Annotated in this window: 18 protein-coding genes and 1 riboswitch; of the genes, 7 read left to right on the top strand and 11 right to left on the bottom strand. The window is 36.5% G+C overall.

Annotated elements, in window-relative coordinates; genetic code table 11:
* Positions 1-22: 22 nt before the first annotated feature.
* From deoC to CG11_RS06555, 5 genes are all read right to left on the bottom strand, one after another.
* Complete coding sequence (gene deoC / locus CG11_RS06540; protein WP_052594348.1) at positions 23-1,018, bottom strand: deoxyribose-phosphate aldolase; 996 nt, start codon at positions 1,016-1,018, stop codon at positions 23-25.
* Positions 1,019-1,224: 206 nt separating this feature from the next.
* On the bottom strand, positions 1,225-2,247 hold the full coding sequence (locus CG11_RS06545; RefSeq protein WP_052594350.1) for a PhoH family protein: 1,023 nt from the start codon (positions 2,245-2,247) through the stop codon (positions 1,225-1,227).
* A 351-nt stretch (positions 2,248-2,598) separates the two neighbouring features.
* The gene (locus CG11_RS06550) at positions 2,599-3,237 is read right to left on the bottom strand and encodes an FISUMP domain-containing protein (protein WP_052594352.1); all 639 of its coding nucleotides are present in this window, start codon (positions 3,235-3,237) and stop codon (positions 2,599-2,601) included.
* A gap of 121 nt (positions 3,238-3,358) precedes the next feature.
* Positions 3,359-3,511, bottom strand: coding sequence for a DUF2256 domain-containing protein (locus CG11_RS29185; RefSeq protein ID WP_072010989.1), 153 nt, complete (start codon positions 3,509-3,511; stop codon positions 3,359-3,361).
* A 649-nt stretch (positions 3,512-4,160) separates the two neighbouring features.
* Positions 4,161-5,573 (bottom strand): hypothetical protein, encoded by a 1,413-nt coding sequence (locus CG11_RS06555; protein ID WP_052594355.1) that lies wholly within the window; start codon positions 5,571-5,573, stop codon positions 4,161-4,163.
* A gap of 431 nt (positions 5,574-6,004) precedes the next feature.
* Here CG11_RS06555 and CG11_RS06560 point away from each other — a divergent pair, with 431 nt between their 5' ends.
* The 3 genes from CG11_RS06560 to thiC all read left to right on the top strand — a co-directional run bounded on the left by CG11_RS06560 (position 6,005) and on the right by thiC (position 8,906).
* Complete coding sequence (locus CG11_RS06560; protein ID WP_052594357.1) at positions 6,005-6,505, top strand: hypothetical protein; 501 nt, start codon at positions 6,005-6,007, stop codon at positions 6,503-6,505.
* Positions 6,506-6,631: 126 nt separating this feature from the next.
* Positions 6,632-6,726, top strand: a riboswitch (TPP riboswitch).
* Between the two features lie 72 nt (positions 6,727-6,798).
* Positions 6,799-7,002, top strand: a complete 204-nt coding sequence (gene thiS, locus CG11_RS06565) for a sulfur carrier protein ThiS (protein ID WP_052594359.1) — start codon at positions 6,799-6,801, stop codon at positions 7,000-7,002.
* A 35-nt stretch (positions 7,003-7,037) separates the two neighbouring features.
* Positions 7,038-8,906, top strand: coding sequence for a phosphomethylpyrimidine synthase ThiC (gene thiC, locus CG11_RS06570; RefSeq protein ID WP_052594361.1), 1,869 nt, complete (start codon positions 7,038-7,040; stop codon positions 8,904-8,906).
* 103 nt (positions 8,907-9,009) lie between these two features.
* On the opposite strand, the gene CG11_RS06575 is transcribed toward thiC, so the two are convergent.
* The 3 genes from CG11_RS06575 to CG11_RS30800 form a co-directional block, all read right to left on the bottom strand.
* Positions 9,010-9,642 carry an FISUMP domain-containing protein gene (locus CG11_RS06575; protein ID WP_052594363.1) on the bottom strand — a complete coding sequence of 211 codons (633 nt, stop codon included), beginning with the start codon at positions 9,640-9,642 and terminating at the stop codon, positions 9,010-9,012.
* A gap of 355 nt (positions 9,643-9,997) precedes the next feature.
* Positions 9,998-10,876 carry an ACP S-malonyltransferase gene (fabD, locus tag CG11_RS06580; protein WP_052594364.1) on the bottom strand — a complete coding sequence of 293 codons (879 nt, stop codon included), beginning with the start codon at positions 10,874-10,876 and terminating at the stop codon, positions 9,998-10,000.
* 149 nt (positions 10,877-11,025) lie between these two features.
* Positions 11,026-12,699, bottom strand: a complete 1,674-nt coding sequence (locus CG11_RS30800) for a NupC/NupG family nucleoside CNT transporter (RefSeq protein WP_052594366.1) — start codon at positions 12,697-12,699, stop codon at positions 11,026-11,028.
* A gap of 415 nt (positions 12,700-13,114) precedes the next feature.
* Here CG11_RS30800 and CG11_RS06590 point away from each other — a divergent pair, with 415 nt between their 5' ends.
* From CG11_RS06590 to CG11_RS06605, 3 genes are all read left to right on the top strand, one after another.
* Complete coding sequence (locus CG11_RS06590; RefSeq protein WP_052594368.1) at positions 13,115-13,558, top strand: hypothetical protein; 444 nt, start codon at positions 13,115-13,117, stop codon at positions 13,556-13,558.
* A 594-nt stretch (positions 13,559-14,152) separates the two neighbouring features.
* Entirely contained in the window at positions 14,153-18,481 is a 4,329-nt protein-coding gene (locus CG11_RS06595) for a T9SS type B sorting domain-containing protein (protein WP_052594370.1), read from the top strand.
* 361 nt (positions 18,482-18,842) lie between these two features.
* Positions 18,843-21,293 (top strand): outer membrane beta-barrel family protein, encoded by a 2,451-nt coding sequence (locus tag CG11_RS06605; protein ID WP_052594373.1) that lies wholly within the window; start codon positions 18,843-18,845, stop codon positions 21,291-21,293.
* A gap of 93 nt (positions 21,294-21,386) precedes the next feature.
* On the opposite strand, the gene CG11_RS06610 is transcribed toward CG11_RS06605, so the two are convergent.
* The 3 genes from CG11_RS06610 to CG11_RS06620 form a co-directional block, all read right to left on the bottom strand.
* Positions 21,387-21,890, bottom strand: a complete 504-nt coding sequence (locus CG11_RS06610; protein WP_052594376.1) for an Lrp/AsnC family transcriptional regulator — start codon at positions 21,888-21,890, stop codon at positions 21,387-21,389.
* Positions 21,891-22,116: 226 nt separating this feature from the next.
* A complete protein-coding gene (locus CG11_RS06615; RefSeq protein WP_197043792.1) occupies positions 22,117-23,244 on the bottom strand; it encodes an AAA family ATPase in 1,128 nt (375 codons plus the stop codon).
* Positions 23,183-23,839 carry an RNA ligase family protein gene (locus CG11_RS06620; RefSeq protein WP_052594379.1) on the bottom strand — a complete coding sequence of 219 codons (657 nt, stop codon included), beginning with the start codon at positions 23,837-23,839 and terminating at the stop codon, positions 23,183-23,185. The genes CG11_RS06615 and CG11_RS06620 overlap by 62 nt, the downstream gene beginning before the upstream one ends.
* A 212-nt stretch (positions 23,840-24,051) precedes the next feature.
* Between CG11_RS06620 and CG11_RS06625 the strand changes: the two genes are divergently transcribed.
* Entirely contained in the window at positions 24,052-24,456 is a 405-nt protein-coding gene (locus CG11_RS06625; protein WP_052594381.1) for a hypothetical protein, read from the top strand.
* Positions 24,457-24,556: the final 100 nt, after the last annotated feature.

A 24,556-nucleotide genomic window follows, 5' to 3' on the forward strand; every position in this document is an offset into this window, starting at 1 on the left:
ATGCCTAAAACAGTTCAACAATTTAAGCCATTGGATGACGATAAGAAGCCGAGTAACGTCCTGTTACAAAATGCTCTAACTGGCGTTCTATATCTCCCAACAAACTACTGGCACCAAAACGAAACAGGGTATTGTTTAGCCATTCATCTCCCAATTCTTCCTTGACCAAAATCAACCAATTCAAAGCCTGTTTTGCGGTTCGAATACCTCCTGCTGGTTTGAATCCTACCTTGTAGCCTGTTCGTTCATGATAATCGCGAATGGCTCGCAACATTGTCAAACTAACTGGCAAAGTCGCATTTTCAGATTCTTTTCCTGTACTTGTTTTGATAAAATCTGCGCCTGCCATCATACAAACATGACTTGCCTTGGCTATATTGGTCAATGTTGAAAGTTCTCCGGTTGCCAAAATAGCTTTCATATGGGCAGCTCCACAAGCAGCACGCATTTGCTTCATTTCTTGATAAAGTCCTTCCCAATCTCCTGTTAAAACTTGTGCCCGATGAATAACAATATCAATTTCTTCTGCTCCTGCTGCCACCGAAAGTTCGATTTGTTTTAAACGTTCTTTCAACGGAATTAAGCCGGCAGGAAAAGCAGTAGACACAGCGGCAATTGGAATATGACTACCTTTCAAAGCCTTTTTAGCTTCTATTATTAAATTATGATAAACACAAACTGCCCCTGTTGTAATTCCCATTTTTTCCATACCCATAGCTTCCAACAAATCTTGGCGCACAGGTTGCCTAGCTTTGGCACACAAACGCTGTACATTACTAGGGGTATCATCTCCTGCTAAAGTCGTCAAATCAATACATGTAACCGCTCTTAATAACCAGGCAGCTTGCCATTCTTTTTTGACAGAACGACGGGTGCCTATCGTGGCAGCTCTACGTTCTACGGCACTTCTATTAACATTTAGGCTTCTAACATAATTCATATCCAAAGCAATACCTTCGTTTCTTTGATGTTGAGCAATCTCTTCTACAGCCTCACGTTTCTTTTTTGTTTTTGCCATTCTTTTGTAAGTAAGTGTTCACGATTATTAGATATAATTTCAGAATGAACAAGATAAGATTTTATATTTAAAAATCAATAGTTCATTATAAATTGCCGCACCTCCTTTCTCCCAAGGCATTTTTTTTAAGATCTCTAATCTCATAAAAAAAGTCACTCTGAATTAAATTCCAAAGTGACTTTCTTGTAATTTTTATAGATAAACTATTATTCAGAATCTTTAGCAGAATCTTCGTCTTTTTCCTCAGCTTTTTTTCCTTTTTTGGGAATTGGTTTTGTTTCTGTATGCTTTTCGTAAGCATCAATAATTTGTTTCACCAAACGATGACGCACTACATCTGCACTAGTTAGTTGCAACATACCAATACCATCGATATTTCTTAAAATATTCAAACTCTTAATTAAACCTGACTGCTGCTTGCGAGGTAAATCTATTTGGGACAAATCTCCTGTAATAATACATTTTGCATAAGGTCCCAGACGAGTTAGAAACATCTTTAACTGAGTCTCTGTTGTATTTTGTGCCTCATCCAAAATAATAAAAGAATTATCCAACGTACGACCACGCATAAATGCCAATGGCGCTACTTCAATTACTCTATTTTGCATATACAACGCCAACTTATCGGGTGGAATCATATCATCTAGTGCATCGTAGAGAGGACGCAAATAAGGATCAATTTTGTCTTTTAAATCCCCTGGCAAATATCCCAAGTTTTCGCCAGCCTCTACAGCTGGTCGTGTCAAGATAATTCGACTTACAATACCCAATTTTAAAGCACGAACGGCTAAGGCTACAGCCGTATAGGTTTTTCCTGTTCCAGCTGGTCCAATAGCAAACAAGATATCGTTTTCGTTCGAAAGTTCGACTAACTTTTTTTGATTCTGAGTCCTTGGCAAAATGGGTTTTCCATTTCGACCATGTACAATAATATTTTTGCTGTCTTTCTTTACCTTGGTAAGAAACGGATTTTCTCCACTTAAAATATCTTTGATATTAGCCTTGCTCAATTCTCCGTACTGGCGAAGCATCTTGGTCATCATTTCCAATTTCCCCTTAACCTCTTGTACACGCTTTTTTTCTCCATTCAATTTGACCATTCCTCCTCTAGAAGTAATTGTTACGTCAGGATAAGCTTTGCGCACAGCATTAAGGTTATTATCATTTTGACCATAAAAAGCAACCAAATCTAAATCTTCAATAAGTAATACTACTTCGCTTAAACTCATGTGTATGTTTTAGTGTGATAACAATAGTTCACTTGTTCTTGTTTAGAAAATCATATAGAATTCTCTTATTTAAGTACACTTCAAATACAATCTAAAAAATAACAAACAAACTATTCTAATAAATTAAGCCCATTTAACATTAGGTGGTATTTCATGGCTCAATTTACATTTAGTACGCTAATTTTACAATTTTTATAGGAAGAAGGTTCCCAAGATTAAAATTTAACTTTCTACAAATTTGCATTTTTTTAACCACAACAAATTACATCCTTTATTGCAAACACCAATAGCCACCTGATTATCAACAATAAGCCCCTACTTCTTTCAGAAGTACTATATTTTCACGATATTTTAGTTCAACACACAACGACAAGAATTATAATCTGATTTTTTTCCTTCTGAGCGGTTAATTTTTTTGTTGTCAATCGCTAACTCTCTAACCCATGCAGACTCAGCACCAGCTTCTGTAGCAGTCCAAAAGCGAGTTTTTTCTTTCAAACCTTGATACGTTCCGTCAGAATATCCAGCAGGCAACACTCTAAACGAAATTGGCGTATAAGTTTTCTTACCTTTTTGCCACTGAGTCGAAGATTTTAAATATTCGCCTGCTTCTTCGCCTCTCCAGCCTGTTTTATTTAATTCTTCAGTAGTTACTCCGATTGCTTTTTCTAGATTTTTCCAATCTTCATCTGTCGCCAGATGCCATCCCTCTGGACAAGCACCATTCGCTTGCTCATAATTGTATAAGACACCATATTCTACTCCCAAAGAAATAGGATCTTTGACAACTCCAGGAACTTCATAACGAAGGTTTTGTGTCATCCAAACATCATCACAAACTGTTACTGTTGAATAGCGGCTTCCATCTCTAGGATCTACTAAAGTACCATATACCAAAGAACAGTCAATCACTTTTTGACTTTTTCCACAACTCCCTACAAGATTGCTTATTATGAGGCAAAACACAATCCCGATTACAATGTTTTTCATGCTTTTTATTTATTTAAATGGTTCATTGATTGCTTGCATATTTTGGGGGCAACAGTCTACTTGTTAATTAATATTGAAACTATGCATTTTTTCTAATTGGTTAGATTTTGTTGTGTACCGACTATTGTTTCGAAGACTCTTTGCGACATTTTTTACTACAATACTTTACTTCATCCCAACATTTTTCCCATTTTTTACGCCACAAGAAAGGTCGTTTACAAACGATACAAATTTTTTCTGGTAAGTTTGTTTTAGAATATTTTTTCGGCTTCATAAAGTATCTATTTAGTCTTTTTACAACTCCCCATCACTAAAATATTTTATAATTCACTCTACCAGCACTCTCAGCTTTTGAAACAGCTAGATAGACGACAAAAGTACCATTTTCACTTTATTTCTGCAATCACAAAAATCAAAATTTATCAGTTTTTTTTATCCACATCACTTATTAATTAGGAAAACGATAATCTCATAATTGTACGATTGTAGCGATCGTTTGTATAGTAATCTCAAATCCTTTAGAATGGCTTCTTTTATTAATTTTTAGAACACCTAAGACTAAGACTTCAAATCTAATACAAAATACGATTTACCCTAATTTTATTTCCTTAGTTATTTTATAAACCTCAAGCTATACTCTGCAATAAATATCCGATAGTGAGCAAGATGCAAGACCTCCCTCTCATCAGTTATTATACATTAACATTGAGGAACAAAATTTATCAAAAAAAGTTGTCCTCTTTTTTCTGCACTCTACTTCTTATTACCATTTTTTATCGACTAAGTAGATTCCTCATCAATTGTCTATAAAAACAAAACCTATGGTTAGTGACCAAAAGGTGTCTACTAACCATAGGTTTGTTTTTTCTTAAAAGTGCGCAATTACAGTCCATTTACAATCTCGCACTGTTGCAATTACAATCTTATTGGGAGGCTCCCATTGTTGATAGTAGTTCAGCATCATTATTAATAGAAAGAATCAAAATACAAGTGGCTGTACAAAAAGAAGGACTTGTAATACAATGGTGTCCATTCCAACTACCATCAGCATTTTGAATAGCCAACATCTTAGCAGAAACATTATCATACCATTTTTTCCAGCTATCATCACCCCCTACAACCATAGATTCTCCAGTTTGCAAAAAGCTGATAAATTCTTCCCCTCCATTATTACCAAAGCCATTCATAACACGAGCTGTTTGCGCTTCTTCTTTAGCAGATTCATAGACTTGATAAGACGTATTCATCTTAACTGCTTCATCCTTACTATACCCCAAATCAACCAAAGTTTCTGTTGTTACAGGAGCATTGCTAGGTATTTTTTTCTCTTTTTTCGCTTGTGCCACTTCTTCTCTAACTTTCCGAGCATTTTTAGCACTTGCTCGCACGGAACTAGACATAGAATATAACATAATTCCCGCTCCATCCTCTGTCTTCGCCGCACCTGTTGAAGGGTCATAATTTTCTTCTTGATACTCTTTCGCCTTTCTTAACTTTTCTTGATCAACACCTGCTCCATTCATTTCAGCTGCTTCTAGTGCTGCATTTGCCATAGAAGACTGCAAAACACCTGCCCAACTTCCTCCAGCTGTTCTCCCCTTTTCATCTTGCGTATTTTGGATTTTTTGTACACATATATCCAAACCATGTTTAATTGGAGCTACTAAAACGTGGTCTTTTTCGGTTTTGGTTAATAAATTAGAAAAGAATTGAGCTGTAATAACAGCATCTATATTTTGTCCCAATTTACTCTGAATTTGAGTTCCTCTCTTCGTGGTTATAAATACATCTTTTTCGGTTTCTTCTATCTCTTTGAGTAGATATTTGGTTGCTTTCACCAAAGACGCAGCATATTGCCCTTCCGTCAATGTATTTCCAGTACGCAAAAGCGCCATTGCCACCATAGAAGTCGTTGCAGGGTCTGTTTTAACAGCATGTGGGTCTCGAATTTGTTGCATAGACCCTAATCCAGCTCCCCAACCTCCATTTTCATGTTGTGCTTTTATTGTCCATTTTAAACTTTTGTCCAGAGCCGATTTTATATTTTTTGGTGTTTTATATTCTAAAAAACCTTCGGCAGACTCTTCTTTAAAAATAGTCCTAAAGACACAGCCTTTTGCTACAGGTGCTTCCAAAGAATTTAATTTGGCTTGAATAACAGAGTGGTCATAAGCTGTTTTGGTGCAGCATTTTTTTTGAGGAGACTGATTAATATTTTTTGTGGTGATGGTGGAGGTGGTGGTTGGTGTGCTTGCATTTTTTGTGGAAGTATACTGACAACTTGCTAGACTCAATAGACCAACAACGGACAGTACGAGATTTCTTTTATAAAGCATCTTGTTTTAATTTTTAGCAGCTTGCCGCATTGAATCAATCTATAAGGCAAGCCATTCTTTTAAAATCATATTTGGGCAACAGTCAATGCGTCCACCTTCTGTGCACTTTCAATTGGATAGATGCTGTATTTCATCAAAAAGTTGGCTTTCTTAATTGTTAAAAACTGTTAATAATACAATTTTGGATGAACTCTATTTTTTATTATTTCAAATTTCTTATCTATTTTTTTGACCCACCACCTTCCACATTCACAATATTATGTATATATTTATAATTGTCATTTCGGAACTATCCTGAATAGAATGTTCGGTAGGTATTTAGACAATTTTCAGCATAGTTTTGATCCTAATACCCCACTTGTATTCCCCTTCGACACCGTATTTAGAAGCGTCTCCATTCTTTAACATTATCACAGCCAAAAAGACCTAATATGACAAGCTTTAGAATAAGACCTCGATTTAGATTTACAACAAAATCTAGCCCTGCACAAATCAAAAGAGAGATGGAAGAAAAACTCAAAACAAGCCACGAAAGTTTTACATTTAAATCTGTCAAAGGGCATTTTATCGTACGAATAAAAGGAGGCGAAAAACACTACTGGTCACCTCATTTGCATATAGAATTTGAACAATTGTCTGATGGAAAAACCCTCATTAGAGGGCTCTATGGTCCCAATCCTAATATTTGGACACTTTTTGCACTTTCTTATGGCGCTATCTTATTATCCATTCTTTTTGTTGGAATTTATGAAGGCTGTCAATACAATTTAGGAATCATTACTTCTTTTTCTTGGGCGATACCAATTTTATTTGGAACAGGGATTTTAATGTACTTAATTAGTCAATTGGGTCAGAAACTAGGTGCTGAACAAACATTTGCATTACACCATTTTTTGGAAGACGCCCTACACCAACACATTGATATTCAATAACAATTATTTTTAAAAAACTTTGTAGTACGTTTCAAGTTTACCAACAACGCTTGCTGATATCCTCCTGTAGCAAATTGAAAAACCATCATAAGGAGTACCTTCCTTATCTTTTTTTTACTAACTTTGTTTTAGCTTTAGGGGTGTGCTTGTAATTGCACTGAGAAAGACCCTTATTACCTGATACAGTTCGTACTGTCGTAGGGAAAAGTTGCACTACTATAAGAAGTTTTCTATAGTCGCCGCTCTATTGTCTTTCCTCTCCTTTTTTATTGAATAATTTACTTTGTAAGCATATGATAATTTGGGTCAACCAAAAAGAGCATACTTATGATGCTCCTTTGACATTAATCAACTTAGTAAAACAACTGGGTAAAGCCAACAAAACGGGAATTGCTATCGCTGTAAACAATACAGTTATTCCCAAAAACAATTGGACAGAACTCTTGTTGAAAGAGCAAGATAAAGTAACCATCATAACTGCCACACAAGGGGGCTAGTGTTAACACCCGATATAGGGTCTAAAATTGAGATTATGAAAAAAGATAAAATTCCAAGTGAAGGCATTATTACGAAAGATCCATTTCCAGCCTCGAAAAAGATCTATGTAAAAGGAAAAATTCATGATATAGAAGTTGCTATGCGTGAAATCACCTTGGAAGACACTGTTCACAAAGGAACGGGTAAAGTAGAAAGAAATGCTCCTGTAACAGTCTATGACACGAGTGGTCCTTATACCGATTCTACTATTAACATTGACATTACTAAAGGTATCAAACGTTTGCGTGAACAATGGATTTTGGATCGTGGTGACGTAGAATATTTGGACAGCATTAGTTCTAAATATGGTCAAGAACGTCTAGAAGACGACAGCTTGGATCACTTGCGCTTCCCTTCTTTACAACACAAACCACTTCGTGCTAAAAAAGGATGCAATGTCTCTCAAATGCATTATGCCAAGAAAGGTATTATTACTCCCGAAATGGAATACATTGCTATTCGAGAAAATCAACGTAGAGATGAGTTGATGCAACAAGGCGTTGACTTCAAACAACACCCTGGTCAAAGCTTCGGAGCCAATATTCCAACAGGTTTTATTACGCCTGAATTTGTTCGAGATGAAATCGCTGCAGGACGTGCTATTATTCCTAATAATATCAATCATCCTGAATCTGAACCCATGATTATTGGGCGCAATTTCTTAGTAAAAATCAATGCTAATATTGGTAACTCTGCTGTTACATCAAGTATTGCCGAAGAAGTAGAAAAAGCGGTTTGGGCTTGTCGTTGGGGAGCTGATACCATTATGGATTTGTCTACAGGGCAAAACATCCACGAAACAAGAGAATGGATTATTCGCAACTCTCCTGTTCCAATTGGTACCGTACCGATTTATCAAGCTTTGGAAAAAGTAAATGGTAAAGCAGAAGATTTGACTTGGGAAATATTTAGAGATACATTAATTGAACAAGCCGAGCAGGGGGTTTCTTATTTTACAATTCATGCTGGTGTTTTGTTGCGTTATGTACCACTGACAGCAGATCGTATTACAGGGATTGTTTCTAGAGGTGGGTCGATTATGGCCAAATGGTGTTTGTCTCATCACAAAGAAAACTTCCTATACACGCATTTCGAGGATATTTGTGAAATTATGAAAGCCTATGATGTTGCCTTTTCTTTAGGAGATGGCTTGCGTCCAGGTTGTTTGGCAGATGCCAATGATGCTGCTCAATTTGGAGAGTTAGAAACATTGGGAGAGTTGACAAAAATTGCTTGGAAACACGATATTCAAGTAATGATCGAAGGTCCTGGTCATGTTCCAATGCAATTGATTAAAGAAAATATGGACAAACAATTAAGAGATTGTTTTGAGGCTCCATTCTATACATTGGGTCCTTTGACAACTGATATTGCTCCTGGTTATGACCATATTACTTCTGCTATTGGTGCAGCTCAAATTGGTTGGTACGGAACAGCAATGCTTTGTTATGTAACCCCTAAAGAACACTTAGGATTACCCAACAAAAAAGATGTCAAAGATGGTGTTATTACCTATAAAATTGCTGCACACGCAGCTGATTTGGCAAAAGGACACCCAGGTTCTCAGCACCGTGACAATGCCTTGAGTAAAGCTCGTTTTGAATTCCGTTGGAACGATCAGTTTAATCTATCACTAGATCCAGATACTGCACGAGAATATCATGACGAAACACTTCCAGCAGAAGGGGCAAAAATCGCTCATTTCTGTTCGATGTGTGGTCCTAAATTCTGTTCTATGAAAATCACACAAGAAGTTCGTGACTACGCTGCGGGATTAAAAGCTGATGAAGCTGCTGCGCTACAAAAAGGTATGGATGAAAAATCTCAAGAGTTTATTGATCAAGGTTCAGAAATTTATAGTTAATCAATACAATAGATAGCATAGATTCTATCCTAAAAAAATAGTTGAATGAGTCATTCTATAACAAGTAGAGTGGCTCATTTTTTATGCTTCTACAAAAACAATCTCAATCTTCTACACATCGACAAGATAACCCTGTGCTTCTACTAATAGTATCCCGATAAAAACCATCAAAATCCTTGGTTAATCCTCTATAATAACCAGTATGATTGTTTGCTTCGGTAGCTGTCCAAAGATAGGCTTTATAACTCAACTCTTCAAAGGCATTTTTGACATCATTATATAAACCAGAAGGATACACATTGAACTCAAATTCATTGCTACCATTCTTGAGCAACCATCCTGTAGAAGATTTCAGAGAGCGCCCGATATTTCCTCCTCGATAACCAACAAAGCCTAATTCTACAGCTCCCATTCCCAAGTGTTGTTCCATTGCTTGCCATTCTTCATCCGTAGGCAAATGCCAACCATTAGGACAAGCGATAGAAGCTTGCTCAAGGGTGTACAAACGACCATATTCCGAAATGGGGTTATTGGGATTTAGTTTTGAATTGTTCAAGTCATAGTTCAAATTCTCTGCCATCCAACGCTGATTACCATATCTAATCGTAGAATATCGGTTGCCATCTCTGGCATCTATCAAATCAGTTGGATCAAATTCTATGGAACGTTTGCAACTAATTACAAAAAATAATAACCCAAGTATAAAAATGCTTATTGTGTATCTTCCTGTTATCATAATAAAATAAGGCTTAAAAATTAGCTAATAATAAGTTGAACAAATAGGTAGTTTGTTCAATTGGAAGTTGTTTAAGCAATTGTCCCAAAGTGCCTATCTTAAAAAGCTTTATTTTTAGGGGGCGATTCCTTTGGACTACTTACTTAAATTGTAATTGGTAAGTTTTGCGTTTTACAATACTGATTTTTGAAAAAATATCAATTACATAAATAAGCTGAGGAATGTTCTTTTTAGTGATTCAATGCTACAAAAATTATGCTGAAGTATACCTGATATGATTTCAGAACAAAAAAAACGCTTCTTAGGTTCACTAAGAAGCGTTTTAAAGCAAAGTAATATATTGTATATGAGAATTTTACAACATTTCCATTTGTGCTTTTCTATTGATTTTTCGAACCATTCCCAACAAAATACGACCTTTACCTCCTACTTCAACAAAGTGCTCTATACCATCTTCCAACATATTTTGTATCGTTTGACTCCAACGAACAGAACCAGTTAGCTGATTAATCAAGTTTGTTCGTATTTCGTCTATATCTGTTGTTGCTTTAGCCGTTACATTTTGGTAAACTGGGCACATAGGAGTAGAAAATTTCGTACTCTCAATGGCCTCTTGTAAGCTTTGCTTTGCAGAATCCATCAAAGGAGAGTGAAATGCTCCTCCTACTGTTAATGGAATAACTCTAGCTCCTTTTTCTTCCAACAACTTAGATGCTTGCTCAATTCCCTCTAAAGATCCTGAGATAACCAACTGACTTGGGGTGTTATAATTAGCAGGTACCACAACAGCTTCTACCTCATTGCAAATTGACTCTACTAAGTCCATATCAGGCGTCATAATCGCAGCCATCGTACCTTCTGTTTCATCACAAGATTTTTGCATGGCCATGGCTCTTTTGTAAACCAACAAAAGACCATCTTCAAAAGTCATCGCTCCACTAACTACTAAGGCAGAAAATTCTCCTAAAGAATGCCCAGCAACTGCTGCAGGGACTTCTGCCTCATCCATTTTTACTTTTGCTGTAATTACAGAATGTAAAAAAATAGCAGGTTGTGTAATTTTTGTTTGACGCAACTCTTCTGCGGTTCCTTCAAACATCACCTTAGTAATATCAAAACCTAAAATTTCATTGGCTTGATCAAACAATTGACGGGCAGTTTCATGATTTTCGTATAAATCTTTCCCCATTCCTTCAAATTGAGCGCCTTGCCCAGGAAACAAAAATGCTTTCATTGTTTTACTTTTTAGTAATTTTCAGTTCTTTTTAATCTTGCAACAATAAGGCGCAAAATTAATCAAATGTATTACTTTATCAAATAAGTAATCTCCAAATTTTCAATCATCAGTATAACCGACGTTGGTTCCCTCTCCCCAAAAAGCTACTAGACAAGCATCCCTGCAATCGTAGCTGTCAAGAAACAGGCAACGGTACCACCAATCAAAGCTTTTACACCAAACTCTGCTAGTGTTGTTCGGCGTTCGGGTGCAATTGCGCCAATCCCTCCTAACTGAATTCCTATAGAAGCAAAGTTAGCAAAACCACACAAAGCATAAGTAGCTATAATTTTTGATTTATGTGTAATATTATCACTAACCGAAGGAATATCAGCATAAGCAACAAACTCGTTCAAGATTGTTTTTTTACCCAACAACTGCCCTACGGTTAAAATATCTTCAGAAGGAGTTCCCAATATCCAAGCAATTGGAGACATAACTACCCCTAAGATATACTCTAGATTAAATGCAGGAAATCTTCCTTCTGTACTTTGATTGGTATACATATTCAAAGACATTCTATTCATTTCATTGCCCGTATAACTTAAAGTATCCAAAGGTATATTAGATTTTGTATCTGCATATAAAACCCAGCCATCTACAGGAACTGTACTTGTTATACCATTTGCCCCTGTTACTGTTTCTTGCCCAATAACAGCCCAACGAATATCCATTTCGTTTCTCAATAAGGTATCGTAAACAATATCAAACCTAGGAACAGAATGCGCTTCTTCTACTATTGTAAAAGCAATACTATCTACCCCATTCGAACCTGTTACAATTGTTTCCTCTACGACTTTAACCATTTCTTCTGTAGGGGGCAGAGGTATTTGTATCGCCTGAACTAAAGTATCCTGATGAGGCAAAAAGGCATCCCCCAACAATGCAAAAGAGCCATCGCTAGTCCATCCAACCCATTCCCCCAAAGTATTGGAACAGATTGCATTCAACATCGCTACTAAAGCAATAAATACAATCAACATCGCTCCTACATTAACCGCTAATTTCAATCCATCAGAAGTACCGTTAGAAATTGCTTCCAAGAGGTTGTTTCCAATTTTATCTTTAGGCACTTCCAAATTAGTATCAACCTCTTCTGTTTCTGGATATAGTATTTTTGCGGCTAGTATCGCTGCTGGGGCAGACATAATAGAAGCGGTTAACAAATGCCTTGCAAATTCCTCTTGCGATGCCGTATCATCTCCTCCCAAAAAACCAATGTACGCTGCTAGGACACCACCTGCTATAGTTGCCATCCCTCCCACCATCAAGCACAATAACTCTGACTTGGTCATTTTATCTAAGTACGGCTTGATAATTAAAGGTGCTTCGGTTTGTCCAATAAAGACATTGGCAGCAGCAGCCAAACTCTCTGCTCCAGACAAACGCATTACTCTAGTCATTACATAAGCTAATGCATAAATAACTCGTTGTAGAATGCCTAGGTAATATAAGATGGAAGACAAAGCAGAAAAGAATAAAATAGTAGGCAAAATCTGAAAAGCAAAAATAAATCCAGCATTAGAGGGATCCATCAAGCCACCAAAAACAAAAGTAGATCCTTGTTTGGTAAACTCCAATACGCTAACAAAACCACTACCAATCCAGTCAAAAACGCTTCGCACAAAATCTACCTTTAAGACCGCTAATCCAAATATGATTTGCATCCCTAAGGCTATACTTACCAATTTCCAGTCAATTGCTTTTTTGTTTGAAGAAAAAACATACAATACAGCAACCAAAACTGTAATTCCCAAAATCCCTCTAAAAATGTCTTCCATAAATATTTTTATCCTTTAAAAACTTATCAATCCAACAAACACTCTTTAAAAAGTTAACACAAAATTAAAATAAAACACTAAAGCACAATTTCTTAAATAGAAAAAAATGTGCTTGAATACTTTTAAAAAAGTGCTTTTGTTTTGCATCGCCAATCAAAGTATGTTTTTTTTGGGAAAAGGTCGGTTTCAAAGCATGACTTTTTTTATTCTTCTAGGCTTATCGTCCTTTTTTATGAAAAAATGTTTTATAAGGATTATTATTTTTTCTTTAACTTAAACATTTTTTATATTAACTTTAAGGCACTTTCCCCTGTCCTAATTCTACTCTTTTTAAGTGTTATTTTAAAAAAGCACTCAAGCAACTTAGATTCAGGGAACTATAATATTTTTTTTAATCATTTAAGACGATAACATCATGCAAAAGTTAATCCTCCTGTTACTTATTGCACCGTTAGGGTTGTTTGCGCAATCCGAAACCGAAGCAACAAGAGCACATCAGCAGGCTGAAAATCAACTTATGAGGCGGTATCCTCAAGCAAAAAAAGTTAATTTAAAAGCCTTAACTCAACAACAAAAAGAAGCACACAAACAATGCTCTACTTGTGGCAAAAACAAGATTGCTTCTTCTTCCTCTTTTGAAACTCAACAACGTTCCATGAAAGAGCTAATAGCAAATCAAGAACGACTAGTTGCGATTATCAAAAACCTACACGAAAGCGAAAGTACAGATGTAGCATTAATCGGAAAATATCAAAAGGCGCTAACGCTTAATCTTGAAAAGATAAAAGCATTAGAATTCCATCTTGAAAATGCAAAGAAAAAGCAAAAACAAATTGCTTTAAAAAAAGCAGCTCAATAGCCCTTTGATTTTTCTAATCATCTTTATTTCACAATAGTTCGTTGAAACCACGTAATAGCAGCACCGCTAACTAAAAGCAAAGTGCTCACGAAGTAATTAACGAACTACTAATTTCAACAAACAAAACTTGAATAGTCTGCTAAAATACTGTATCTGTCATGAGATATCGGGTGCAATATTCCCTTAATATACTACTGTAGTATGGTCAACTCAACTTGTCGAGTTGCCTTTGTTCTTGTATTGTGCCAATATCAAATGGCACGAATCAACTAATCAAAGGGATTTTTTATCAATCATATGCATATATGCTCCCATAACAATACTTAGCACACTGTAGCATAAATAATACTTTTTAAGTGAGCCTTTTTTACGAACCTCTTTTGCTCTTTACAGGTAACTACTACCTATAAAGTAATATTCTCACCTTGTTAGCTAAATATTCCTTGAAATATATGACGCTAACCCAAATAGAATCAAACCATAAGAGTTCTCAACTTTTACTAAAATTGCTCCACAAAAATGAGAGGATTTATTTGCAGAGTAGTTAGCAGATGATAAAAGTTCAATGCTTTATTTTTAAAATTCTAATTTATAATGAAACGATTATATAGTATTATTGTTTTGTGTTGTATCAGCCTTGGTTGGTTCAACCAAGCCAATGCACAAGCTCCTGATTGTTCAGGTGCTTTTCAAAGTCCATTTTGTAGTGGTATTGCTCAATACCCTGCCAATTTTGACGGTACAGGTTCTGGGGCTGGTCCCCAAGCTCCCGCAGGTCCCAATTACGACTGTTTAGGTACACAAGGCAATCCAAGTTATTTTTCTTTAACGATTGAACAATCTGGATTAATTGACTTTACTCTAGACAATACAGCTAATGTTGACATTGATTTTATCCTTTGGGGACCATTTACGAGTATTGCAGCAGCAGGACTTGCTTGTGATTCTATGGGACAAGGGGGACAATGGGGTAACATCGCAGATTGTAGTTATAGCTCTGTTAGTCAAGAACAAGTAACCATTCCCAATGCGCAAGCAGGTGAAGTTTATATTTTAATGGTTACAAACTATGCCAATGTTGCTACCAATATCTTTAGTACACAAAATTCAGGATCAGGAAGTATAGCCTGTCCGTGTGAAATTCCTTACGATATTGACACCTTAGGCGTAGCTTTTGGTAACCAAGGTTATATTACAGATACGACAAATGGTATCAATCAATTTGTCGTTTGTCCTAACAATACTTTAGGGATTAATGTAGGAGCATCTGGTTCATTAAATGATACGCTAAATTTGTATGGTCCATTTACAACTATTAACGATGCATTTACGAACAATACCATCTTAGTTACCAATCCTAATGCACCAGTTAGTTTTGATTCTTTGAATGTACTTGCTTTAATAACACCAACTCAAGAAGAGATTGGGGTTAATAACTTTAATATTGGATTGAGAAATGATTTATATACGGGTGGTTTTAGCGACAGTAGTTGTTTTGACTTGCTCAATGTCCAAGTTATTGTTCCTGGTGTTCGTTTAAATAACAGATCGGTTTGTTCTGGAGCTAGTTTTGAAGTCGTAGCTGATTCTATTCCCACAACAATCTTAGGTAGCTCTAGCTATAATTGGCGTCAAATCAGTGGTCCAGCAGTTAGCTTTTCTAGTACGACCACCCGAATCCCAACGATTACCATTCCTGTCTCATCTAGTACAAGTTCTAATGATTCTACAGTTATTGTTGTCGATTACAACTATGGTGGCTTGTGTCCTATGAGCGATACAATGGTGCTTAACTATCCAGATATGTCGGTAACGGCAAGTGCGCTTCCTGATTCGGTTTGTTCTGGTGGCAACTCAAATTTATTGGTTACTTTATCGGATACATTAACACCAGCTCTTTGTGATGATTATGATGTAAGTATCATTCCTTTTGCTCCATTAACAACAACTGGCGGAACAGCGGTTTCCAATTTTACAGCAACATCTACTTTTGGAGCTACAGACGAAGGTATTTCTGCTGCACTACCTATTGGTTTTGATTTTGATTTTTATTGTAATAGCTTTAATACTTTCTACATCCACACCAACGGATTTATTACATTCAATGCCTTGGGCCCCAACGCAGGCTTCTTGCCTGGTGCTACTTTACCTGCTGCTGGTGATCCCGAAAACATCATTGCGCTTTCATGGGAAGACTTGGATGTTGGCAACGGAGGTAGCATCAACTACTACGTAGTAGGGACAGCCCCTAATCGACAACTTGTTGTAAATTTCAATGGTATCCAAAACTGGCTAGGTAGTACAAGTACAACTACACAAGCTATCTTGAATGAATCTGACAATTCTATCGAAATACATATTACGAGCAATACATTGGGGGTTTCTACAATTGGTATTGAGAATGGTGATGGCACAGTAGCTCACTATCATTCAAGCTTAAATGCTACTCAAGGACAAGCAAGTGGACCAATTACCAATGTTGCTTATCGCTTTAGTCCCAAAGTTTTTGGACCATTTTATAACTGGACACCTGCAGCTACACTAAATGCCAACAATGTAGCCTCTCCTGTTGCTACTCCAACAGCGACGACTACTTATACAGTAGCTGTGCAAGATGGTGTTTGTACTTACAGTGATTCGACAACCGTACATATTATTTCTGGGCTAAACACTCCTACGGTTATTTGTGATAGTTCTTCTGTCAATAGCCTTAGTTTTAGCTGGTCTGACTTAGGTTTACCTGCTACAGGCTTTTATGAATATAGTTTAGATGGTGGTGCTACTTGGGTTAATGTAGGGAACGTTTTGGCAACTACAGCAACAGGCTTAAATAGCAACACAAATTATACGATTCTTGTTCGTGGGAACGATGGTACAGGAGGGGCTTGCCCACTAAGTCCTACTGGAACTAATAACTGTAGTACGCTTAATCCTAGCTGTATTAATAATCCTGCTATCAACATAGCTTTAACGCCAACCAACTTACTTTGTAACAACGATTCTTCTGGTTGTGTTAGTGCCATTGTAACAGGTGGTAGCGGAAGTCCAATGAATTTGACTTGGTCTAACGGCACCGTTGATATGGATACTATCTGTAATTTAGTAGCAGGAACTTATACTTTAGTTGTAACAGATACTATTTCTGGTGGTCCAGGCTCTCCTACAATTTCTTGTATTGACTCGCAAAGTATTACCATTACAGAACCATCTGTGTTAGCTATTGTAGTAGACTCCTTTAATAATCCATTCTGTAGTGGATCTGCCGATGGCAATATCTTTACAACAGCTACGGGAGGAACTCCTAACTACAGTTATAATTGGAGCAACAGCGATACGACAGGTGATGTTACGGGTTTGAATAATGGTACATTTACTGTTACCGTTACAGACGCTAATGGCTGTACAGACACCGCACAAGCAACGTTAACTGTTCCTAACCCTATTCTCATTACTGTAGATAATATTGTTGACAATAGTTGTGCAGGAACTGCCGATGGTAGTGTTTCTATCACAGCAACAGGTGGCGTTGGAACATTGACTTACTTGTGGAACAATAATGCTACGACAGAAGATCTTGCTGCGGTTTCTAATGGAACTTATATCGTAACCGTTACAGATAATAATGGTTGCTCTGAAACGGCACAAGCTGTCGTGAATCCTACAATATTGTTGAGTGTTACAGACGTATCGGTTAATCCATCGTGTAATGGAGAGGATGGAACATCTACCCTAACTGTTTCAGGAGGTTCTGGATCATATGCATTTGATTGGGGTGCTGCTTCTACTTCTACGACCAATACAGCTACGATACCTTCAGGTACATTTACAGTTACCATTACTGATAATGGCAATGGTTGTTCGACTTTAGATACCATCACTTTAGTGGATCCACCTGTTTTGGTTGTTACGCTAGTTGATACCACTAATATTGGCTGTAATTCAACAGCAAATTCTGGTGCTATTGACATTCAGGTTTCTGGAGGTACACCTGTCTATACTTACGCTTGGGATAATAGTGCTACTACCGAAGATTTATCAGGCTTAGCAGCAGGAAATTATACCGTTGTTGTGACAGATGCTAATGGTTGTTCGGTAACTGGAGGTCCATATACTGTTGAAGAAGCTACGGATGTTACTGTGACGATTACTACCTTGGTGGGCAATTTAGCTTGTGATTTACAACCTATCGGTGCGCTAAATGCTGTTGCTACTGGTGGAAGTAATATTACGTATACTTGGAGTAATAATAGTACGGATAGCACCGCAACAGGCTTAGCAGCAGGAAACCACACGGTTACAGTTACCAATAGTGATGGATGTACCGCAACAGCCAGTCAAACCATCAATGCTCCTGTTATTCCAACAGTAGATGCTTTTGTAAGTGTTACAGGCATGACAAGTGTTTCTGTTCCTCTAAATACTGCTGTAACATTATCAGCTGGTTCTACTGGTTTTGATTATACTTGGACTAGTATTGTTGATCCTGTTACAGGAAATGCTAATATTGCGAATTCTACACTTGGCGTAACAACTGCTAATCCTGATCCAGAAGGAGATTATACCTATATTGTTACGGCTAGTGCGACAACAAATGACACGACTTGTAGTGTTACCGATACGGTTTGGATTACAGTAGAAGCACCCTTCCAAGGAGTTCCTACTGCCTTTACACCAGATGGTGATGGTATTAACGATACATTCCGTCCTGTTACTTTAGCAGATGAAGAAATAAGTTCTTTTAGAATATTCAACCGCTGGGGGCAAGAAATTTACAATGGCGATACCTCTCATGGAGATGGCTGGGACGGTACTGTTAATGGTGTTCCTCAACCAACAGAGGTTTATATCTATATGATTGTTTACAAAAAAGCAAGTGATCCAGATACAAGAACTGTAAAAGGTGAATTTACATTAATACGATAATATACTTTGTAAATAACGTATATAGACTCAACAGGATGGACAGCAATTGTTCATCCTGTTTTGTGTTTTAGAGCATTCCCTCACCCCACCTCTTTTTATACGACAGTTCGAAAAGCATCGATTATTCAAACTAAAAACACTACAAATCCTTAATTTTAGGCGTTTTTAGCTGATTTTTACAGTTATCGTTCATTAAATGCCATTGGTCGCAAAAAGTTGATTTCTCCATTTCCATGAAATACATTTGGAGCAGTACCCCGAAAAAGCAAACACTTTTTTCAAGTACATCACCAACGTATTCTTTTAACCATGCATTATTATTTTCTTTCTTCAAAGATGATAGCATGCGAAAATAATCTCTATGAAATCACTACTAACAACACTGCTACTTTTTGCACTTTTAAATGCTTCTTTTGCACAAGGTCAAGCGCCTCCTACAGGATCAATAAAAGGAATTGTACAAGATGCAGAGAGCAAACAATTGATAGAATTTGCTACTATTTCAGTACATCACCGAACAGACTCTTCGCTTATTACGGGGGGTGTTACCAACGAAAAAGGAGCATTTGATATACAAAGAATTCCGTTCGGCAACTATTATGTCGTTATTGACTTTATCGGCTACCAGTCTAGCATACAAAATATTTCACTATCTGCGGAGCAACCTAACTTAGAAATTCCACCAACTCTACTAAGTGTAAACGCCGCGACTCTAAATACTGCTGAGGTGACTGCCGAAAGCAATATGATGCAACTAGGTATCGATCGAAAGATTTTTGATGTAGAAAAAAGCACCTTAGTGAATGGTGGAAATGCTATTGATGTGCTGCAAAATACCCCAACGTTAAGTGTAGATATGGATGGAAATATTAGCCTTAGAGGCAGCCAAGGTGTTAGTGTTTTGATCAATGGCAAACCTTCTGGCTTGAATGGAGCGAATAGAGCTGCTATTTTGAGACAAATTCCAGCTAGTATGATTAAAAATATTGAAATCATCACCAATCCATCTGCCAAATATGACCCTGAGGGCATGACGGGGATTATCAATATTGTACTCAAAAAAAATAAAATGCAAGGGTTTAGTGGCAACGTCTCTTATACTATTGGCACGATGGCTAACAAACACAATGCTGTCGCGGGCATTAGTTTTAGAAACCAAAAAATCAATGTTTTTGCCAATTACAACTTTAATTACAGAGGGTCTTTCAATTCTGTTGTTGCCAATAGAAAAAATATATTTAGTGATGGAAGTTATAATTTCTTAGAAGAACACGCAATGGGTAACCACATAAACTACAGTCATTTTGCAAAAGTAGGAATGGATTATTTTATCAATGACAAAAACACGATATCCCTTAGTGCATCGGTTAACCCAGGCAAAGGTGAAGCTGCTGATAGTATTTATTATACTTTTTTGGATGAGGCAAAAGAAGTAACGTCTTATACGCTAAGGTCTATTGACAAAAAAGATGCACCGCTTAGCATGAACTACAATCTAAACTATACCTCTACCTTCAAAACCCCTCAGCAAAAATTAGAATTTGATGCCAATTATACTTCTTACAACGATGCTTTGGTTAACAATTACAAACAGGAAGATTTAAGGGTAAGTTCAAACGATCCTCTTTTGCAGTACAATGAGGATTTTAGATCAAATCATGTTTTGAATGTACAAGTAGATTATACACATCCATTCAAAAATAAAGGAAAGATGGAATTGGGAGCCAAAGGTGGGTATCGTTTAATTGATAATAACTTCCAATTTATGAATTACGATTATACCCAACAAAACTATGAAACAGATTTAGGAATTAGCAATCACTTCTTATATAGCGAACAAGTTTATGCTTTGTATGGTACTTATGGTCAAAAAATTAAAAAGTTTAGCTTCCAAGTAGGCATTCGTTTAGAACAGACTCTAACAACCTCTTATTTATTGACGACCAACGAGCAATACAACAACAACTATTTTAGCTTTTTCCCAAGTGCACATATTGGTTATGAATTGCCAAAAATGCAACAGCTTCAATTATCTTACAGTCGACGCATCAATCGACCACAAATACAAGCTTTAAATCCCTTTGGAGATCAGACCGATCCTCAAAACGTACATATTGGCAATCCTTATCTCAAACCCGAATACATCAATTCAATTGAATTCACCTATGCCAAATATTGGAAAAAAGGCTCCTTTACTAGTAGTTTATATTACCGTCAAACAACTGATGTCATGCGTCGATTATACAATGTCGATGCCCAAGGAGTTGGTTCTGTCCGATTTACCAATTTTGATGAAGCACATTCTTTTGGAGTTGAGCTAGCAACAGGAATACAGTTCTTCAAATGGTGGCGATTAAATGCCAGTCTAAATGCTTATAGAATGCAAGAAGATGGAAGTAATTTGAGCGACCAATATAGAAATAGTTCTTTTGGAGGGCATGCTAATATAGGTTCTTCTTTTGAACTTCCTTTAGATTTTGGAGTACAATTTAACCTGTTCTATCGTGCGCCTATGGTTTTGGTGATTGGCAATATAACAGATATGTTCTTCAGCACCTTTGCAGTTAGCAAGCGTTTCTTAAAAAAATCATTGACCATTACTTTAAGAATACAAGATCCTTTTAACGTCCAACAATTTGGTTATGACTTGGCAGATCAAAACTATACCATACAAGGAAGACATCGTTGGGAGTCAAGGGTTGCTCATTTGAGCATTAGTTATGACTTTGGGAAAATGGATATGGGAGTTAGAAGACGTATGAATCAAAGAGGCTCCGATGCTGGTGCTGGCGGTGGCGGTGTTGGTTTCTAACAAAGATACTACAACTACTTACATTAAATGCTCCTAGAAATCTGAGTTTCTAGGAGCATTTTAGCAAAATAATTTTCTTTAGATTACAACAACTTAGTTCCCATTAAAAGGAACCGTATCGTAATCGAATGGCAAGACTTTAGAGTCTTTTACTGTTGACAAAGTCATCAATGTTTTTAAGCGTTCAATTTCATCAATTTTAGAGAGTGTTTTGAATAGTAACTGCTCGTAGGTTGGAATATCTTTACATACCAAGTGCATTAAGAAATCTGCCTCTCCTGTAATGATATAGCACTCTACAATTTCATCAATTTCATTAACTTTTGCAATGAAATTTTCTAAAGCATTTTCTTTTTGCCAAGCCAATGAAACTAAAACAAAAGTTTTAACACTCAGACCAATCACTTGAGGGTCTACTTGAGCATGGTAACTTTTAATAATCCCAGAGCTTTCAAGCTTCTTTACACGTTCCAATGTTGGAGCTGGAGACAAACCAATTTTTTTAGATAAATCCAAATTTGTAATCTTGCTGTTTGCTTGTAAGATTTTTAGAATCTTTAGGTCTATTTTGTCCAACTTATGATTGTGTGCAGACATATTTTTTATCGTTTAAAGAATTAATTAACTAAATAGTAAATTTGTATCCTACTATTTATATTATAAATAAACAAGGGTGCCCAATTTGGGTGTGGCTGTAAATATACAATATTATCCCTTGATTGAATAAAATTTTATATTTTTTACAAAATTTAATTTTGTTTACATCGAATTAATATGCCTACATAGAAAAATTAAAACACTTTTAATCTAAAAAAAACAATACTTAATTTCGAATGTATTCGATAGAATGCACTTCACTAGGCAAAGGTATTTCCATCTTGTCCATCATTTTTTCTAGCTTTCGGACAGGAATCGTAGCTCTTCTTCTTGACCAAATATTGGCCTTAGAAGTTTCTATATAAACTAGCTTAAACCTTGGGTTATAAACCGATAAAGTATTCACAATTCTTGTTCTAAGTTCGTGTGTCAAGTTGGTACTATTCCAAACAAAATTTTTCTTTTTAGCAGCGTATTCTTTGGCACGTTTGTAAGCAATTTGCGCTACTTTACCTTGCGCTTTTTTGTCCGTAACCTTAATATCAAATTCTGCTCGAATGTCATCTAGACTAATGATAGGCAATTTTAAAGTTTTAGCATAAGTATCCTTTCCACTACCAGGAATTCCTGATAATAAAATAATTTCAAAAGCGGTATCATCATAAATAACGGCGGGATAATGCGATTGTTTGTGAAAAAACTTAAACTGACTATGTGTATTGTGAAACGATTTGGCTTCTTCCCAACATTCTTGTTCGATACAAAAATCCTTGTAGAGTTCTACTCGTTCCAAAAAATCATCCTGATTCACGCTTTTTCGCCCTAATACATCTGCTTTTGACAATAGATATAAATGCTTGTTAACTAGTCGAAGACTTGCGCTAGCTACCGCAGCATACGGATTATTTTTATCCAAACACCAAATGGGCAAACCATGCAATCGAATCAAGGAGCAAATAGCTTCTCTCGATTTAAGATCCATGTCCCAAAGCATCTTTCGAGCCATTTTTTCACCAATGGCTGCGTGTTTAGGGGCACGAATATACCCCTCCTCATCGGTAATGGTACATTTAGGTTTTCCGATATCGTGCAACAAAGCACTCCATTTCAAAATTTGCCGATCGTATGCTCCTAGCACCTGATATTCTTCTAATTCAAGTAAGGCATCCAAAACCATTCTAGTATGGATGGCTACATTTCCTTCGGCGTGAAAATTAGGGTCTTGCGGACAATTTTGCAAATCCATAAACCAATCTTGTTGCTCTATAACATGCCAGTTCGCTGTTCCATTTTCAGACCAAAGGTTTTTCATACCAAAGGGAAGCTCGTTTCCAATTTCTAGTCCAGTGCTCATTGGTTTGTACATGATTTTTGCGCACATATTTTAAAACGTTGTATTTAAAATCTGAAGTTTGGAATTCATTGGCATTTCGCAATACAAATCCTTCACAAGGACCGCCAAATACGCTTCCAAGTTCCATGCGCTGTTGTATAAAATCTTTAATTTGTTGGCTTGTAAAGTAACCTATCTCCAAAACAGGCACCGTAGGCAATTCTAATAATTCAGCATAAAAGACGACCTCCTCCCAAGACAACCACCTGTTGCCATCTCGAATGGCAAAAACATAAAAATGATACGACAATTGCTCGTATTCTATGCTATGAATACCATAAAGGTTTTCGCCAAAAACTTCCAAGTCTCCCAAATCCCCTTTCGTTCGTTCCCATATTGCCCACATATTGCTTGCCCAAGGGTTTCTAGTCGGTGCACCATGAGAACGGGCAAAAGCTCCTGCCGTCTTTAAGCAACTATTCTCGCCATCTAATTTTTCTGTAATAATAATTTCCTGTTTCAACAAACCTTCCCAATCTTGAAGTGTTTTATCATCATTGGTTACTCCTTCCGAAAATGGCAAGTGATAGGTTCGTCCATATTTATCCGTTTGCATATATTTTAAGGATTAGTTTTCTACAAAGATAAGGCAACTAGTCTTGCAGTTCACTTAGAGACAACCAAAGGAAGCTTATTTTCGTTCCATCAAGAAGTCAGAATAAAAAAGTTAAAAATTGCTCAAAGTATTAATCAATATTGTTTCGACGAATTATTATATTGGTTATTCATACTAACAATAGTACCTCACATATTTAATATATTGAACTAATGAAACAACTATTACTTCTTATTCTTCCTTTTATGCTTTTATTTTATTCCTGTGGAGAAACTGTTCCTGAGGATAGTGCCCAAAAAGAGCTTTTAGTTGGTTCTTGGGTCTTTGACAGTGGCACTAGAGATGGTAGAACAGAAGGGACAGAACTATTAAACAACCTCGTTTTTACGTTTACAGAAAGCGAGTTTAAGTGCGAGTTATTACCAGAGATGATGCCTTCTTTAAACAAAGAAGAACCTTATGAGTTAAAAGACAATAGCATTATAGTCGATGAAAAATTTAACCTTCAAATTAAAGACTTAAGCCAAGAAAGTTTATCAGTTGAGTTTGACTTAACGATCAATGAAAGCCCGACTACCTTTGCTCTAAAATTCAAGCCACAACAAAGCATACAATAGAGCATCTTTTTTCTTAATAAGTAAGGTGACAAAAGAAACCGTATAATAAAAATAGTTTATATTAGCAAAATGAAAAAACGGTACATCAAGTTAACAGAAT

It is taken from the genome of Aureispira sp. CCB-QB1 (assembly GCF_000724545.1).
Taxonomy (GTDB): Bacteria; Bacteroidota; Bacteroidia; order Chitinophagales; family Saprospiraceae; genus Aureispira.

Coding starts and splice junctions, on each gene's coding strand:
- CG11_RS29185 (WP_072010989.1), bottom strand. CDS start 3,511: ATGAAGCCGAAAAAATATTCTAAAACAAACTTACCAGAAAAAATTTGT.
- CG11_RS06545 (WP_052594350.1), bottom strand. CDS start 2,247: ATGAGTTTAAGCGAAGTAGTATTACTTATTGAAGATTTAGATTTGGTT.
- CG11_RS06615 (WP_197043792.1), bottom strand. CDS start 23,244: ATGAGCACTGGACTAGAAATTGGAAACGAGCTTCCCTTTGGTATGAAA.
- thiC (WP_052594361.1), top strand. CDS start 7,038: ATGAAAAAAGATAAAATTCCAAGTGAAGGCATTATTACGAAAGATCCA.
- CG11_RS06590 (WP_052594368.1), top strand. CDS start 13,115: ATGCAAAAGTTAATCCTCCTGTTACTTATTGCACCGTTAGGGTTGTTT.
- CG11_RS06620 (WP_052594379.1), bottom strand. CDS start 23,839: ATGCAAACGGATAAATATGGACGAACCTATCACTTGCCATTTTCGGAA.
- CG11_RS06550 (WP_052594352.1), bottom strand. CDS start 3,237: ATGAAAAACATTGTAATCGGGATTGTGTTTTGCCTCATAATAAGCAAT.
- CG11_RS06575 (WP_052594363.1), bottom strand. CDS start 9,642: ATGATAACAGGAAGATACACAATAAGCATTTTTATACTTGGGTTATTA.
- CG11_RS30800 (WP_052594366.1), bottom strand. CDS start 12,699: ATGGAAGACATTTTTAGAGGGATTTTGGGAATTACAGTTTTGGTTGCT.
- deoC (WP_052594348.1), bottom strand. CDS start 1,018: ATGGCAAAAACAAAAAAGAAACGTGAGGCTGTAGAAGAGATTGCTCAA.
- CG11_RS06625 (WP_052594381.1), top strand. CDS start 24,052: ATGAAACAACTATTACTTCTTATTCTTCCTTTTATGCTTTTATTTTAT.
- CG11_RS06555 (WP_052594355.1), bottom strand. CDS start 5,573: ATGCTTTATAAAAGAAATCTCGTACTGTCCGTTGTTGGTCTATTGAGT.
- thiS (WP_052594359.1), top strand. CDS start 6,799: ATGATAATTTGGGTCAACCAAAAAGAGCATACTTATGATGCTCCTTTG.
- CG11_RS06605 (WP_052594373.1), top strand. CDS start 18,843: ATGAAATCACTACTAACAACACTGCTACTTTTTGCACTTTTAAATGCT.
- CG11_RS06595 (WP_052594370.1), top strand. CDS start 14,153: ATGAAACGATTATATAGTATTATTGTTTTGTGTTGTATCAGCCTTGGT.
- fabD (WP_052594364.1), bottom strand. CDS start 10,876: ATGAAAGCATTTTTGTTTCCTGGGCAAGGCGCTCAATTTGAAGGAATG.
- CG11_RS06560 (WP_052594357.1), top strand. CDS start 6,005: ATGACAAGCTTTAGAATAAGACCTCGATTTAGATTTACAACAAAATCT.
- CG11_RS06610 (WP_052594376.1), bottom strand. CDS start 21,890: ATGTCTGCACACAATCATAAGTTGGACAAAATAGACCTAAAGATTCTA.